The organism is Streptomyces sp. NPDC001068, assembly GCF_042897315.1.
GTDB lineage: Bacteria > Actinomycetota > Actinomycetes > Streptomycetales > Streptomycetaceae > Streptomyces.
Genome location: NZ_JBIAYD010000006.1, coordinates 38298 through 54381, shown reverse-complemented (window position 1 = coordinate 54381; position 16084 = coordinate 38298). Strand labels below are relative to the sequence as shown.

Sequence of the window (16084 nt, the reverse complement as noted above, 5' to 3'; positions counted from 1 at the left end):
GGGGCAGAGCTGACCAATCAAGATCACTTACCACCGGGGCGTGGGCGTGTTGTCAGTGGCAGGTGCGAGGATGCGTGCGACAGCAGAACTGGCCGACGTGCTCGTGGCGGTGGGGGGAATTCCGCGCCCGCGCAGAAGGGACCGCTGACGGCGATGCAGATCCGGCTGACCGTCGTAGACCCGCTGGGCCCTGCCGCGCTGCGGGGCCGGACCGTGAGCCGGGACGTGCTGGTGACGGCGCCGGCGGGCACGGATCTGGCGGCGGTGGCCTCCGCACTGGCCTCGGCGGTCACCGGTGACGGCGGCCCGGGCGGCCGCGAGACGAGCGGCGCCCCGGTCGTGCTGTACGCGGGCACGGAGCGGCTCGACGCCCGCCGCCGGATCCTGGGCGAGCCCCCGCTGGTCGACGGCGCCGTGCTGTCCCTGGGCGCGCCCGCCGCCCCCGAACCGCATCCCGAGCTGGACGACGCCCCGGCCCAGCTGCACGTGATCGCCGGCCCGGACGCGGGCGGGGTGCACCTCCTGCACGGCGGCCAGATCACCGTCGGCCGCTCCGCCGACGCCGACGTCCCGCTCGACGACCCGGACGTCTCCCGGTTGCACTGCGCGGTCACGGTCGCCGCCGACGGCCACGTCTCCGTCGCCGACCTGCACTCCACGAACGGCACCGCCCTGGACGGCGTCCGCGTCACCGAGCGCCCGGTGCGGCTCGCTCCGGGAGCGCTCCTGCGCATCGGCGAATCGGCACTGCGGCTTACGCCGTCGGGGGGACCTGGAGCCCGGGTGGTCACGGCACCCGACGGGGAGGGCTGCGTGCGGGTGCTGCGCACGGGCGCGCCCGTGGACGACGGCGGCAGCGGCAGCGGCTTCCCGGCGGCGGGCGGGACGACGGGCTCCACGCCCGGCCCGGCCGGCCGCACCCACCACACCTACGGCACGGCGGGCTGGGGCGCCGCGGGCGGGGCGACCGGAGGTCAGGAGCACGGGCCGGTGGAGTCACCGGTGGTACCCGCGCAGGGCGAGGCGCCGGGGATCGAGAGCCGGGGCCGGCCGATGGCGACCGGCCGCGACGACGGCTCAGCGCGGGCCGAGCGGGGCGGTGGACTCCGGGCGGCCGGGACCGCACCGGGCGCCGGGTCCCCGGCCGGGCGCGACGACGCCTCCCGGGCGGCCACGAGCCGGCACGAGCCGGCCGCACCGGCCGGATCCGGGCACGACCCCTCCTCGTCCGCCGGACGCGGGTACGGGACTCCCTCGGCCGGACCCGGGTTCAGGACCCCGGCAGCCGGACGCGGGTACGAGCCCCCCGCGGCCGGAGGCCACGGCGGGCTGCCCGGTCCACGCGGCGGTTCCGCCACCGCGCGGGCCGCCACCGACCCGCGGGCCACCACCACGGACGGCCTGCTGTCCGACACGGACCGCCCGGCGGGCATCGGCCGCCGGGCCCCCGTGCAGCGCTCCGCGGACACCCACGCCGGCCACTCCGGAGCCCTCGGCGGGCCCCGCGACCGGAGCGGCGACCCCGCCGGAGCGGCGTCCGGCCCCGGGCCCGCCCGGGGCGACGGCCAGGCCGGGCCCGCCGGCCTCGGCCGTCCGACGGCGGATCGCCGCCCCGCCCCGGCGGGCGATCCCGCCGAGGGACGCAAAGGCACCCCTCTGCGGGGCACCGACGCCCCCGCCCTGCCCGGCGGCCGCAGGCGCGGCGGGCTCGGGGCCTGGGCCCGGCGGCTGGCCGGCGGGCGCGGTGAGAACCTGCCGGACGCCGACGGCGAGCCCGCGACCGAGGCGGACGGCACACCGGCGGCCCACGGCCCCGCCCAACCGGACACCTGGCCGGATCCCGCCGCGCTGCTGCTGACCGCGCTGGGCCCCGGCGCCCGGCTCTGGGAGCGCGACCCCGGCCATCCCGAGACGCTCACGGTCCGGCTCGGCACCGCGGACCGCACCGCACCCGAGGGCGCGGGGCTGCTCCCCGCCGTGCCGGTCACCGCCGACCTCCGGGAGGCCGGCGCCCTCGGTCTCGCGGGACCGCGCGCCCGCCTGGCCGGTCTCGCCCGCGCGGTACTGGCCCAGCTCGCCGCGCTGCACTCCCCCGACCTGCTGGAGATCGTGCTGCTGAGCGCGGACCGGGCCCGCCCCCTGGAGGAGCGCACCGCCGAGTGGGCCTGGCTCGGCTGGCTCCCGCACGTGCGGCCCGGGCACGGCCAGGACTGCCGCCTGCTGCTCGCCTACGACCGGGAGCAGGCCGCCGCCCGCGTGGAGGAACTGCTGCGCCGGGTCGAGGACCTCTCCGCGCCGCGCCGCCCGGCCACCCCGTCCGACCGCCCGGACCTGACCGGCGGGACCGCGGACACCGCGCCCGCCGAGACCGCGCACCGCCCCTCCTGGGCCCGTGCCGGCCTCGGCTCCGGCACGGGCGACGGCGGCTTCCCGGGGCCGTACACGGTCGTCGTCGTGGACGGCGATCCCGGCGGCTCCGCGCTGCGGGACGCGGTGGCACGGCTGACCGTCGCCGGGCCGCGCGCCGGAGTGCACGTGATCTGCCTGGCGGAGACGGCACCCACCTCGGCCGCCTCCCCGGTCGCCCGGACCTACGAGGCGGCGTGCGCGGTGACACCGACGTTCCGGGAGTGCGGGGCCGTGGCCCTGCTCAGCGGGGACGTGGCGACGGCACTGCATCTGCTGCGGGTGGCCCGCACCGACGCGGCTGCCCCGCTCGGCCCCGGCACCCTGGCGGCGGTGGACGCGGTCTCCCCCGCCTGGGCCGAGCGGTTCGCCAGGGCGCTGGCCCCGCTCCGCCCGGACGGCCCGGCCGGTGACCGGCACGCGCACGTGACCGCCCCGCTCCCCCAGTCCGCGCGGCTGCTGGACGAGCTGGGGCTGGCGCGGGCCACCCCGTCCTCGCTGATGGCCCGTTGGGCAGACGCGGCCGACGACACGGAGTCCCTGGGCGGCCGGGCCCGGGCTGTGCTCGGCGCGGGTCCGCGCGGTCCGCTCGGCGCCGACCTGGTGGTCGAGGGGCCGCATCTGCTGGTCGAGGGCCCGCCCGGCAGCGGCCGTACGGAACTGCTGCGGGCGATGGTCGCCTCGCTGGCCGCCGCGGAGCGTCCCGACCGGCTCGGGATCATCCTGATCGACGGCCGCGACGGCGTGGGCACCGGCGCCGGCTCGGGCCTCGGCGAAGGCCTGCGGGTGTGCACCGACATACCGCACGTGACGACCCATCTCTCGGTCAACGACCCGGTCCGGATGCGGGAGTTGGCGCAGTCGCTCAGCGCCGAGCTGAAGCGGCGGGCGGAGCTGCTGGGCCGCGGCGACTTCGCCGACTGGCACGGCCAGCGGGAGACCTCGGGCCGTATCGTCGCCCAGCGCGGCCGCACCGCCACCCCGGGCGCCGCCGACATCGAGGCGCCGCCGAGTTCCACCCTCAGGCTGCGCCCGTCGGCCGGGGCGGCCGCCGCCCGCCGCCGCGCCGAGGCGCCGCCGCCGTTGCCGCGCCTGGTCGTCGTGGTGGACGACCTGGACGCCCTGGTCTCCCCCGCCCTCGGCTCACCGGGCCGGCCGGCCGCCGGTTCCGTGATGCGGGCGCTGGAGGCGGTGGCCAAGGAGGGCGACCGGCTGGGCGTGCACCTGATCGCGGCGGCCGGGGCGGGCGGCCGTACGGCGGAGACGGAGCCGGCCCGGCGGGCCACTCTGCGCGTCACCCTGGAACCGCCCGCCGCGGGACCCGACGAACCGGCCCCGGGGCGCGGCCGTCTGACCACACCGGACGGCCGGGTCACCGCGTTCCAGGCGGGCCGGGTCACCGGCCGCATCCCCCGTACCGCGACCCAGCGCCCCACGGTCGTCCCGCTCGACTGGCCCCGCATGGGCGACCCGCCGACCCGCCGCCCGGTCCGGGAGCTGGGCAACGGCCCGACGGACCTGGCCCTGCTCGCCAGCGCCGTGGAGCGGGCGGCCCGCGAGGTCTCGGCGGCGGAAGTGCCCTCGCTTCTTTAGGCATCCCCCGTCGTCGGCAGGCATCTTCCTTCGGCGGTGGGCATCCCCCCTCCGCCGGCGGGTATCCCCGTCGTCCGCGGGGGCGGCTGATCACGAGGCGATCACGATCCCCGGCCGTCACCTGTAGGCACTCTTGCCGCACCGGCGGCCCCCGCGTACACCGGAGCGCACGGGACAGAGTTCTGACGTTCAACGAGGAACGACGAACGGGGAAGTGATGCGCGCCATGAGCAACACCATCCGGAGCCGCAGGGCCCTCACCACGCTCACCGCACTTGCCGCGGGAGCCCTCGTGCTCACCGCGTGCGGTGGTGGCGACGACAAGAAGGACGACAACGGCGCACAGGACAGCGCCAGTCCGTCCAGTTCCACCCTCGCCCTCCCGAAACTGGACGGCACCACGCTGGAGGTGGCCGCCGTCTGGACCGGGCAGGAGCAGAAGAACTTCAAGCAGGTGCTCGCGGAGTTCGAGAAGCGCACCGGCGCGAAGGTCACCTTCGTGCCCGCCCAGGACCCGATCATCAACTTCCTCGGCTCGAAGATCGCGGGCGGCCAGCCGCCGGACATCGCGCTGCTGCCGCAGCCCGGTGCGATCAAGCAGGCCGTGCAGAAGGGCTGGGCGAAGCCGCTGGACGCGGACACGCTCAGCGAGGTGCAGAAGAACTACTCGCCGGGCTGGCAGGACATCGGCAAGGTCGGCGGGAAGCAGTACGGCGTCTACTACAAGGCCGCCAACAAGTCGCTGATCTGGTACAACGCCACGGTCTTCGAGAACGCGGGCGCCAAGGAACCCAAGACCTGGCAGGACCTGCAGACGGCCGCGCAGACGGTGTACGACTCGGGCGTCACCCCGTTCTCGGTCGGCGGTGCCGACGGCTGGACGCTGACCGACTGGTTCGAGAACGTCTACCTGTCCCAGGCGGGCCCGGAGAAGTACGACCAGCTCGCCCAGCACAAGATCAAGTGGACCGACCCGTCGGTGAAGCAGGCGCTGACCACGCTCGCCCAGGTCTGGGGCAAGAAGGGGTATGTGGCGGGCGGCGCGAAGGGGGCGCTGCAGACGGAGTTCCCGGCCTCGGTCACCCAGACCTTCACCGGCGGCGACCAGCCGAAGGCGGGGATGGTCTACGAGGGCGACTTCGTGCAGGTCAACATCGGCGAGACCAAGGCGAAGGTGGGGACGGACGCCAAGGTGTTCCCGTTCCCGGCGGTCGGCTCCGCCGCCCCCGTGGTCTCCGGCGGTGACGCGGCGGTCGTCTTCAAGGACTCCAAGGGCGCCCAGGCGCTGGCGAAGTTCCTGGCCTCGCCGGACGCGGCGACGATCCAGGCGAAGCTCGGCGGCTACCTCTCGCCGAACAAGAGCGTGCCGAACTCGGCCTACCCGAACGAGGTGCAGCGCACCATCGCCAAGTCCCTGATCGCCTCCGGCGACGACTTCCGCTTCGACATGTCCGACCAGGCCCCGCAGGCGTTCGGCGGCACCCCCGGCAAGGGTGAGTGGAAGGACCTCCAGGACTTCCTGCAGAACCCGGCGGACGTCGCGGGCACCCAGGCCAGGCTGGAGAAGGACGCGGCGGCCGCCTACGGCAGCGGAAGCTGACCCGGCGATGGCCGCACCCGCGACGACGGCCCCCGCTCCACCGGGCCGCCGCAAGAGCGTGACCGGCACCCGCCGGACGGTGGCGTTCCTCTTCCTGCTGCCCGCCCTGGTGCTGCTCGGCGCGCTCGTGGTCTACCCGATCGGGTACTCGCTGATCCGCAGCTTCTACAACGCCTCCGGTGACGGCTTCGCCGGCTTCGACAACTACAAGGCGATCTTCACGGACGACGGCATCAGGACCGCCCTGAAGAACAACATCATCTGGGTGGTGTTCGCGCCGACGATCTCCACCGCCCTCGGTCTGGTCTTCGCCGTCCTGACCGAACGGGTGCGCTGGGGAACGGCGTTCAAGCTGGTCGTCTTCATGCCGATGGCCATCTCGATGCTGGCCGCCGGGATCATCTTCCGGCTCGTCTACGACCAGGACCCGGACAAGGGCGTCGCCAACGCCGTCTGGGTCGGCGTCCACGACACCTTCGCCCGGTCCTCGGCGTTCCCGAACGCCCACCCGGGCCGGGAGTCTCCCCTGAAGCCGGACCGGGGCGGCTTCGTCACCAGGGAGGCCGTCCACACCGGACAGACCGTCGCCCTCCCCCTGGTGGGCGTCGCCCCCGACCAGCTGCCGGACGGTGCGAGGAAGGCCCTGGCCGCGAAGGCCGAGCCCGGGAAGATCACGGGCAGCACCTGGCAGGACTTCACCCGCGGCAAGGGCGTCGGGCGGCTCGGCGCCCCCGACCCGTCCGAGCTCGGTTACGACGGGATGCGCGTCGAGGCGGTGAAGGACGGCACGGTGGTGGCGTCCGCCGAGGCGGCGGCCGACGGCACCTTCACCCTGCCCGCCGCCGCCGACGGGGCCGTGCTGCGGCTGCCCGCGAGCAACTTCAGGCAGCCCTACGACGGGGTCGACTGGCTCGGCCCGTCCCTGGTCACGCCCGCCATCATCGGGTCGTACATCTGGATGTGGGCGGGCTTCGCGATGGTGCTGATCGCGGCGGGGCTCGCGGGCGTCCCCCGGGAACTGCTGGAGGCGGCGCGCGTCGACGGGGCGACCGAGTGGCAGGTGTTCCGCAAGGTCACCGTGCCGCTCCTGGCACCGGTCCTCGCGGTGGTCACCGTCACCCTGATGATCAACGTGCTGAAGGTCTTCGACCTGGTGTACATCATCGCGCCGGGCTCCTCGCAGGACGACGCGAACGTGCTCGCCCTGGAGCTGTACCGCAAGGGCTTCTCGGAGGGCCAGCCGGGCATCGCGAGCGCGATCGCGGTGTTCCTGCTGCTGCTCGTCATCCCGGTGATGTGGTTCAACGTGCGTCGGCTGCGGCGGGAGGAGCGGCGATGAGCTGGCTGCTGGAGAAGATCAACGGCGGTCTGGTCCGGGTCTTCCTGATCGTCGTCGGCCTGTTCTGGCTGGTGCCGACGATCGGGCTGCTCGCCTCCTCGCTGCGGTCCCCGGAGGACATGAGCGCGAGCGGCTGGTGGCAGGTGTTCGCCAAGCCGTCCCAGTTGACGTTCGACAGCTACCGGAACCTCCTCGAGAACGGCGACATCACCAACTCGCTGTGGAACACGGTTCTGATCACGGTCCCGGCGACGGTCCTGGTCGTGGTCATCGGGTCGCTGGCCGGGTACGCGTTCGCGTGGATGGAGTTCCCCGGCCGGGACTGGTGGTTCCTGATCGTGGTCAGCCTGCTGGTCGTGCCGGTCCAGGTCGCGCTGATCCCGATCGCCGAACTCTTCGGCAAGATAGGCCTGTTCGGGACGATCCTCGGGGTGGTCCTGTTCCATGTCGGCTTCGGTCTGCCGTTCGCGGTGTTCCTGCTGCGGAACTTCTTCGCGGAGATCCCGCGGGAACTGCTGGAGGCGGCCCGGCTCGACGGCGCCGGTGAACTGCGCCTGTTCACACGCGTGGTGATGCCGCTGGGCGGGCCGGCCATCGCGAGCCTGGGCATCTTCCAGTTCCTGTGGGTGTGGAACGACATGCTGGTCGCGCTGGTGTTCACCAAGTCCGGCACCCAGCCGATCACGGTGGCGCTCCAGACCCAGGTCCGCCAGTTCGGCAACAACGTGGACGTCCTCGCGCCCGGTGCCTTCATCTCGATGGTGATCCCGCTGGCGGTGTTCTTCGCGTTCCAGCGGCAGTTCGTCACGGGGGTGATGGCGGGCGCGGTCAAATAAACGCACATGGTGCGTGTGTGTTGGGGGGGTGTCCCCGGTGAACAGGACACGGGGCATCCCCCACTTGCCGTAGAGAACCGTAACCACATCACTCCATTGGCCGTTCCCGGGCATAACGCCCGCGCCGACCGACCCATGGATGCCCCTTGCCCAGGTTCAGTGTCATCGTCCCCGTGTACAGGGTCCAGGCGTACCTGGCCGAATGCCTGGACTCGGTGCTCTCGCAGTCGTACACCGACCTGGAACTGATCGCGGTGGACGACCGCTCCCCGGACGCCTGCGGCGCGATCCTCGACGAGTACGCGGCCCGCGACGCACGGGTGCGGCCGGTGCACCTGCCGGAGAACCAGGGGCTGGGCGGCGCCCGCAACGCGGGGATGGAGCTGGCGCGCGGCGACTACCTGGTCTTCCTGGACAGCGACGACACGCTCACCCCGGACGCGCTGCGGGCGGTCGCCGACCGGATCAAGGCGACCGGCGAACCGGACGTGCTGGTGTACGACTACGCGCGGACCTTCTGGACGGGCCGCGCGGAACGCAACAAGGTCGCGCGGTACCTCGCCGAGGACGGCCCGGCGCCCTTCCGCCTGGCGGACCGGCCGGACCTCCTCCGGGTCCTCATGGTGGCCTGGAACAAGGCGTACCGGCGGGAGTTCGTCGCGGAGCACGGTTTCGCCTTCCCGCCCGGCTACTACGAGGACACCCCGTGGACCTACCCGGTCCTGATGACCGCCGGGACGATCGCCACCCTCGACCGGGTCTGCGTGCACTACCGGCAGCGGCGGCAGGGCAGCATCCTCACCACCACCGGCCGCGCGCACTTCGACATCTTCGACCAGTACGACCGGGTCTTCGCGTTCCTGGCCGAGCGGCCCGAACTGGACCGCTGGCGGCCGGTGCTGTTCCGGCGGATGACCGACCACCTGTCGACGGTGTTCACCCGGCGGGGACGGCTGCCCCGGGGCAGCCGCGCCGACTTCCTGCGCAGGGCGCGCGCCCACTCCCGCAGGTACCGGGCCGAGGGCGCTCCGGTCCGGTGGCGCACCCGGCTGCGCCACGGTCTCGTCCACCACGGTCTGCACCGCACCTACGGCGCGCTCCAGCTGACCCGGTCCGCGGGCCGCCGCACGGTCAAGGCCGCCGTCAAGTCCGCGCGGGCTCTGCGTTCGGCCCTCCTCCAACTGCACTACCGGGTGCAGCTGCGGCTGCCGCTGCGCGCCGACCGGGCGGTCTTCGCCGCCTACTGGAACCGCGGCCACGGCTGCAACCCGGGCGCGCTGGAGGAGGCGTTCCGCAGCCACGCCCCGCACATCCGCACCGCCTGGATCGCCCGCCCCGAGCACCAGGACACCGTCCCGCCGGGCCCGCGCCGGATCCGTCCGGGCACCTTCGGCTACTGGACCGCGCTGGCCCGTTCCAAGTACCTGGTCAACAACGTCAACTTCGACCGGCGGCTGCGCAAGCGACCCGGCCAGGTGTTCGTGCAGACCCAGCACGGCACCCCGCTCAAGCACATGGGTCTCGATCTCCAGGAGCACCCGGCGGCCGGTGCCGGCATGGACTTCGAGGAACTCCTGCGGGGCGTCGACAAGTGGGACTACCTCCTGTCCGCCAACCGGCACACCACGTCGGTCTGGGAGCGCGTCTACCCGGGCGGCTACACCACCCTCGAGTACGGATATCCCCGCAACGACGTGTTCCAGCACGCCACTTCGGCCGACGTGACGCGGATCCGCGAGTCGCTCGGCGTCCCCGAGGGCTCGGTGGCGCTGCTGTACGCGCCCACCCACCGCGACTACCGGCGCACCCAGCGCCCGGTGCTCGACCTGGAGCGGATCGTGCGCCGGCTCGGCCCTCGATTCGTGGTCCTGGCCCGCGCCCACTACTGGCACGGCGGTCCGCTCGCGGCCGGGGCACGGGTGATCGACGTCAGCGGCCACCCGAACGTGGAGTCCCTCTGTCTCGCCTCGGACGCGCTGATCACCGACTACTCGTCCATCATGTTCGACTACGCCAACCTGGACCGCCCGATCGTCGTGCACACCGAGGACTGGGACGCCTACCACGCGGCCCGCGGCACCTACTTCGACCTGCGCTCGGCCCCGCCGGGCGCGGTCGCCCGCAGCGAGGACGAACTGATCGGCATCTTCGCCGACGGCCACTGGCAGGGCTCCCGTTCCGCGCAGCTGCGCGCCGCGTTCCGCGAGCGGTTCTGCCGGTACGACGACGGGCACGCCGCCGAGCGGGTGGTACGGCACGTGGTGCTGGGCGAGACGCCCGGGCTGCCTGAGGTCGTCCCGCTCGCCGAGCGGCACCCCGTTCCCTCGGCGGCCTCGGCACGCGCACACCCCCCGTTGGCCACCGTTCCGCAACCTTCCGGCCACCCGCCCGTCACCGAAACCCACTGACCGCCGTTTGCCTCACAGGGAGTTCCCTCATGCCCCCCAACACCTCGCGGCCCACCCCGTCGCGGCCGTCCACCTGGCGACCCGCGGGGAGGCCGGGCCGCATGGACACCTGAGGAAGAGCACCATGCCCCGCTTCACCATCATCGTCCCCTCGCACGGAGTCGCCGGCCGGCTGTCCCAGGCGCTGGACTCGGTCCTCGCCCAGTCCTTCGGCGACCTGGAGCTGATCCCGGTCTGCGACGCGCCCGACACCCCGGCCGCGGCCGTCGCCGCCGGCTACGCCGAACGGGACTCCCGGGTGACCCCGGTGCACTCGCCGCCGGCCGGCGGGCTGAGCGGGGCCCGCAACAGCGGGATGCGGGCGGCGACGGGCGCCTACCTGCTCTTCCTCGACGGCGACGACGTCCTGGTGCCGGGCGCGCTGGCACGGCTGGCGGCACGGCTGGCCGGGACCGGCGACGTGGACGTGCTGTACTTCGAGCACGAGCGGGTGCCCTGGTGGGAGGGCCGGGCGGCCAACCCGGCTGCGGCGCGGCTCAGGGGTACCCCGCGCGGTGCGTTCGCCCCGACCGAGGCACCCGCGCTGACCGGGGTGGCCCTGCCGGCGTGGAGTGCGGCCTGGCGCCGCGCCTTCGTCACGGAGGCCCGGCTGAGGTTCCCCGACGGCCACTTCACGGACCTCGGCTGGAGCGGGCTGGCCGGCATCGCCGCCGAACGGATCGCGGTCCTGCGGTCGGTCGTCGTACGGCACCGGCTGCGCCGGCAGGGCGGCCGGCTCAACCTGCCTGGCGCGCACCACCACGAACTCCTCGACCAGGCCGAGCTGGTGCTGGTTCGGGCACTGGCGGCCGGGCTCCCGGCCGAACGGGCGCGGCCGCTGTTCGAGCAGGTCTTCGAGGCGGTACTGAGGACGGCCGCCCGGCCACGGCGGCTGCCGTCCGGGCACCGGGCCTTCTTCCGGCGGGCGGGGTGGCTGCACCGGACCTACCGGCCGGCCGGGTTCCGGATGCCGGGCGGGAGCCTCGGGGTGCAGCACCGGCTCCTCGCGGCGGGCGCGTACACCGCGTTCCGGGCGCTGCGCGGGGCCAACCGGACGGCGGCCCGGGCGGCCGGGCGGCTGCCCCGACCCCGGCCCGCGCTCACCCGGCTGCGGTACGCCCTCGACCTGCGCCGCCCGCTCGACGAGAACCTCGCCGTGTACTGCGCCTACTGGGGGCGCGGTTACAGCTGCAACCCGGCCGCGATCCACGCCACCGCCCGTCAACTCGCCCCCTGGCTGCGCTCGGTGTTCCTGGTCGCGCCCGGCCAGGAACACACCGTGCCCGGGGACGTGGAGCACGCGGTGATCGGCAGCCGCCGCTACTGGCAGGTGCTGGCCCGCGCCAAGTACCTCGTCAACAACGCCAACTTCGCCGAGGGGGTCGTCAAGCGGCGCGGCAGTGTGCACCTGCAGACCCAGCACGGCACCCCGCTGAAGAAGATGGGCGTCGACCAGTCGACGTACCCGGTGGTCGCCGCGCGGACCGGCAGCTTCACCAAACTGCTCGGCCGCGTCGACCGCTGGGACTTCAACCTCTCGGCCAACCGTCACTCCACCCAGACCTGGGAGCGTGCCTTCCCCGGCTCGTACGAGGCGCTGGAGTACGGCTATCCGCGCAACGACGTCTACTACACGGCGTCCGCGCACGACGTGGTCCGCGCCCGCCGCGGCCTGGGCGTCCCGGACGGCAGTACGGCCGTGCTGTACGCCCCCACCCACCGCGACCACCACACCGGCTTCGAACCCGGCCTCGATCTGGAGGCGTTCTGCGAGGCGGCCGGCGAGAACGTCGTCGTCCTGCTGCGCGCCCACTACTTCTACGACCGGGGAGTCCTCGCGGGCAGCGGCCGGGTCATCGACGTCACCGCGCACCGCTCCGTCGAGGACGTGTGCCTCGCGGCGGACGCGCTGGTCACCGACTACTCCTCCATCATGTTCGACTACGCCAACCTGGACCGCCCGATCGTCGTCTACGCCGACGACTGGGAGGTCTACCGGGAGACCCGGGGCGTCTACTTCGACCTGCCGGCCGAGCCGCCCGGCCCGGTCGCCCGCACCCCGGAGGAACTGGCCCGGATCTTTCGCGAGGGCGCCCACCGGAGCCCGGAGGCCAAACGGCTGCGAGCCCGATTCCGGTCCCGGTTCTGCGAGTTCGACGACGGCCTGGCCGCCGAACGGGTGGTGCGCCGGGTGTTCCTCGGCCAGCCGCCGCAGTCGCTCCCGCCGCTGATCCCCCTCGCGGAACGCCTGCCCGCCCCGGCCGCCACCGCCTTCGTGAGGAGCTGACCGTGCCCCGATTCAGTCTGATCGTGCCCTGCTACCGGGTGCAGGGCTTTCTGCGCGAGTGCCTCGACTCGGTCCTGGAGCAGTCCTTCGACGACATCGAGGTGATCGCCGTCGACGACCGCTCCCCGGACGGCAGCGGCGCGATCCTCGACGAGTACGCGGTCCGCGACCCGCGGGTACGGGTCCTGCACCTGCCCGAGAACGCCGGCCTCGGCCGGGCCCGCAACGCCGGACTCCCGCACGCGACCGGCGACTTCCTGCTCTTCCTGGACAGCGACGACACCCTCGCCCCGGGTGCGCTGCGCGCGATCGCCGACCGGCTCGCGGAGTCCGGCGACCCGGACGTGCTGGTCTTCGACTACGCCCGCACCTACTGGTGGGGCGGCACCCGGCGCAACGCCCGCGCCGAACTGCTGAGCGCGACCGACGGTGTCTTCACGGCGGCCGAACGCCCGGAGATCCTCGACCTGTTGATGGTGGTGTGGAACAAGGCGTACCGGCGGGAGTTCGTGGCGGAACACGGCTTCCTCTTCCCGCCCGGCTACTACGAGGACACCCCGTGGACCTTCCCGGTCCTGATGACCGCCGGGACGATCGCCACCCTCGACCGGATCTGCCTGAACTACCGGCAGCGCCGCCAGGGCAACATCCTCTCCACCACCAGCCGCAAGCACTTCGACGTCCACGACCAGTACCGCAGGGTCTTCGGATACGTCGACTCCCGCCCCGAGCTGGCCGGCTGGCGGCCGTACCTGCACCGGAAGATGGGCGAACACTGCCTGGACATCCTGGCCAAGCCGGACCGGCTGCCGCCCGCCGCCCGGGGCGAGTTCTTCCGGCGTACGGCGGAGCTGTACCGCGAGTACCGGCCGCCGGGCGCCGGCCTCGGAGTGCTCGGCGGCTCGTACGCGTCGTACCTGCTGCGGCGGCAGGCCGGGCGGATCGGCCGGGAGGGCGGCCGGCTGGCGCTGCGGGCCGGGCGGGCCGCGGGTGCGCGCGCCCGCCGCCCGCTGACCTGGGCGGACGGCCACCGTGCGCTGGACGAACGGCTGGTCCTGTACTCGGCCTCCTCCCACCAGGGCCTGCTGGGCGACCCGGCGGCCGTCTACCGCAAGGCCCGGCAGATCGCGCCGGAGCTGCGGGGCGTCTGGGTGGTGAGGGACGCGGAGGTGGCGGCGGCGCTGCCGGCCGACGTGGAGCACGTGCTGCTGGATTCCCCGGAGTACCGGCGGCTCACGGCCCGCGCGAAGTTCTTCGTGAACGACGTCAACTGGCCCGGCGCACTGGTCAAACGGCCCGGCAGCGTGCACGTCCACACCCACCGGGGCACCCCGCTGAAGTACCTGGGCGCCGACCTGCTGGACAAGCCGGGCGCACGGCTCGGCCTGGACGTGCCGCAGATGCTGCGCCGGGCCGACCGCTGGGACCACAGCCTGGTCGCCAACCGCCACTCCGAGCTGGTGTGGGAACGGGCCTATCCCTGCCACTTCGCCTCGGCCCGCACGGGCAGCCCGCGCAACGACGTCCTGGTCGCGGGCGGCGACTCCGGCTTCCGTGCCCGGTACGGCATTCCCGCCGACCACACGGTCGTGCTCTACGCGCCGACCCGCCGGGACTACGTGCGCGGCGGTCACGTCGAGCAGATCGACCTGGCCCGGTTCGCCGCCGGCCTCGGTGCGGGCCACACCCTGGTGGTGCGGCTGCATCCGGCGCTGGCGGCCGGTCCGGCGCGCGGGGCGGGCCTGGCCGAGCTGCACCGGCGCCGGATCGTGGTCGACGCGACCGGCGAACCACACACGGAACAGGTACTGCTGGCGGCGGACGTACTGGTCACCGACTACTCCTCCGTCATGTTCGACTACGCCAACCTGGACCGGCCGATCGTCGTGCACGCCGACGACTGGGCCACGTACACCGCGAGCCGGGGTGCCTACCTGGACATCGCCGCCGACGCGCCGGGCCATGTGACCCGCTCCCAAGAGGAGTTGGCAGGGCTGTTCGCCTCGGGCGGCTGGTGCGACGAGGAGTCGGCGCGGTTGCGGGCCGGCTTCCGGGCGCGGTTCTGCGAGTTCGACGACGGACGGGCCGCCGAACGGGTCGTACGCACGCTGCTGCTCGGGGAGCCGATGCCGGCCGCCGCCGGGCGGGTACCGGAACCGGCCCCGGGCCCCGACCTCCTGGCCTCCACATGAGGCCGCGCACCTGGGTGCTGGTCCTGGCCGCCCTGTTCGCGGTGCTGCAACTGGCCCAGGTCACCGGCCGGGACAGCCCCGACTCCAAGAACTACGTCTCCTACGCGCTGGCGCTGGGCGGGGCGGACCGGCGGGCCGCGGCGGCCCGGACGGTCGACTGGGTCTGCGCGGGCAGGGCGTCGGGGGCGGCTCGCGCGCAGAGCGTGAACGTGGTGCGCTTCCACGCGCCGAGCCCGGCCCGGCGGGTCTTCGCGCAGTGCCGGGCGGACGAACTGCGGCACGTGGCACGCCGGTCGGCGGAGCGGACGGACGGGCACGTCGTGCCGTTCGTGGGGCCCCGGCTGCGGGCGATCTTCGAGGTGCGGCCCGGCTATCCGGTGTTCCTGCTGCCGTTCGTCACCGTGTTCGGGGTGACCTGGGGAGTGTGGCTGGCGAGCGTGCTTGTCACGGTCGCGGGCGGGGTGCTGGCCTTCCTGGTGCTGCGGACGCTGTCGGTACCGGTGCCGCTCGCGCTGACCGGCCAGGCCCTGTACTACGTCCTCCCGGTGGGCACGACGGCGATGCGGCCGATGACCGAGGGCCTGTTGCTGGCGCTCACCCTGACGGCGGTGTGGGGCTGCGCACTGGCCCTCACCGGCCGGACGGACGCGGGGCGTGGGGACGCGGGGCGGGCGGGGAAGGCCTGGGCCGGGGAGCGGGCCGGGGTGGCGCTGGTGGCGGGGGCGCTGCTCGCGCTGTTCGCCGTGAAGCACGCTCAGGCGCTGTTCCTCGGGGCGTGCCTGGCCGGGGCCGGCACGGCGGTCGCCGTCGTGCGGCGACGGCGTGGGCAGGCGGCCGGGCGTGGGGTGGTGGCGATCACCGCGGCGGGCTGCGCGGCGGTCGCCGGGACGCTGCTGCTGGCCCGGCTGCTGCACTATCCCTCCGAGGCGGAGAGCATGCAGGACCTGCTCACCGACCACTACGCCCGCCCCGACCGGGTCCGGCCCTGGCCGGAGTTCCTCCATCTGGAGTGGGACTTCTGGGTGGAGTGGCTGCGCCGGCAGGCCCCCGCCCCCCTGTTCCCGGCGGCGCTGGCGGCGGGCGCGTGGGGGGCACGACGGCGGCCGGCCTTCGGGGTCTTCCTGCTGGCGGCCGCGGGCACCGGGTTCCTGACCCAGGCCGGGCATCCGGACATCGCGATCGGCGGCGGCCGGCTCATCGTGCTGGCCTGGCTGCTGCCGGTGCTGGGGGTACCGCTGCTCCTGGAGCCGCTGGTGCCCCGGTTGGCGGCGGTGCCGACGCAGGGGGCTCCCCGGACGGCCGGCGTCAGCCGATGAGACCGCGTGACTCGACGAGACCGCGGGACCGCTGAGACCGCGTCACCCACTGAGGTCGCGGGTCCAGC

The 16084-nt window shown here is 74.2% G+C and carries 8 protein-coding genes; all 8 read left to right on the top strand.

Translation table 11 applies throughout. The features are described from left to right. The first annotated feature begins 153 nt into the window (after positions 1 to 153). The 8 genes from ACFY3I_RS17845 (at position 154) to ACFY3I_RS17810 (ending at position 16016) form a co-directional block, all read left to right on the top strand. Entirely contained in the window at positions 154 to 3999 is a 3846-nt protein-coding gene (locus ACFY3I_RS17845; protein WP_390861401.1) for an FHA domain-containing protein, read from the top strand. 217 nt (positions 4000 to 4216) lie between these two features. Beyond that, on the top strand, positions 4217 to 5599 hold the full coding sequence (locus ACFY3I_RS17840) for an ABC transporter substrate-binding protein (protein ID WP_390861400.1): 1383 nt from the start codon (positions 4217 to 4219) through the stop codon (positions 5597 to 5599). Positions 5600 to 5606: 7 nt separating this feature from the next. Continuing rightward, positions 5607 to 6938: a carbohydrate ABC transporter permease gene (locus ACFY3I_RS17835; protein ID WP_390861399.1), complete on the top strand. Its 1332-nt coding sequence runs from the start codon at positions 5607 to 5609 to the stop codon at positions 6936 to 6938. Then, complete coding sequence (locus ACFY3I_RS17830; RefSeq protein ID WP_365293466.1) at positions 6935 to 7774, top strand: carbohydrate ABC transporter permease; 840 nt, start codon at positions 6935 to 6937, stop codon at positions 7772 to 7774. The genes ACFY3I_RS17835 and ACFY3I_RS17830 overlap by 4 nt, the downstream gene beginning before the upstream one ends. Positions 7775 to 7920: 146 nt before the next feature. Continuing rightward, positions 7921 to 10182, top strand: coding sequence for a CDP-glycerol glycerophosphotransferase family protein (locus ACFY3I_RS17825; RefSeq protein ID WP_390861398.1), 2262 nt, complete (start codon positions 7921 to 7923; stop codon positions 10180 to 10182). 124 nt (positions 10183 to 10306) lie between these two features. Further along, positions 10307 to 12508 carry a CDP-glycerol glycerophosphotransferase family protein gene (locus tag ACFY3I_RS17820; protein ID WP_390861397.1) on the top strand — a complete coding sequence of 734 codons (2202 nt, stop codon included), beginning with the start codon at positions 10307 to 10309 and terminating at the stop codon, positions 12506 to 12508. Between the two features lie 2 nt (positions 12509 to 12510). Continuing rightward, positions 12511 to 14700 carry a CDP-glycerol glycerophosphotransferase family protein gene (locus ACFY3I_RS17815; protein ID WP_390861396.1) on the top strand — a complete coding sequence of 730 codons (2190 nt, stop codon included), beginning with the start codon at positions 12511 to 12513 and terminating at the stop codon, positions 14698 to 14700. Continuing rightward, positions 14697 to 16016 carry a hypothetical protein gene (locus tag ACFY3I_RS17810; RefSeq protein WP_390861395.1) on the top strand — a complete coding sequence of 440 codons (1320 nt, stop codon included), beginning with the start codon at positions 14697 to 14699 and terminating at the stop codon, positions 16014 to 16016. Before ACFY3I_RS17815 ends, ACFY3I_RS17810 begins: the two co-directional genes overlap by 4 nt. Positions 16017 to 16084: the final 68 nt, after the last annotated feature.

Excerpts from the sequence above, each read along its gene's own strand:
- ACFY3I_RS17845 (WP_390861401.1), top strand. The coding sequence starts at position 154 with ATGCAGATCCGGCTGACCGTCGTAGACCCGCTGGGCCCTGCCGCGCTG.
- ACFY3I_RS17840 (WP_390861400.1), top strand. The coding sequence starts at position 4,217 with ATGCGCGCCATGAGCAACACCATCCGGAGCCGCAGGGCCCTCACCACG.
- ACFY3I_RS17835 (WP_390861399.1), top strand. The coding sequence starts at position 5,607 with ATGGCCGCACCCGCGACGACGGCCCCCGCTCCACCGGGCCGCCGCAAG.
- ACFY3I_RS17830 (WP_365293466.1), top strand. The coding sequence starts at position 6,935 with ATGAGCTGGCTGCTGGAGAAGATCAACGGCGGTCTGGTCCGGGTCTTC.
- ACFY3I_RS17820 (WP_390861397.1), top strand. The coding sequence starts at position 10,307 with ATGCCCCGCTTCACCATCATCGTCCCCTCGCACGGAGTCGCCGGCCGG.
- ACFY3I_RS17810 (WP_390861395.1), top strand. The coding sequence starts at position 14,697 with ATGAGGCCGCGCACCTGGGTGCTGGTCCTGGCCGCCCTGTTCGCGGTG.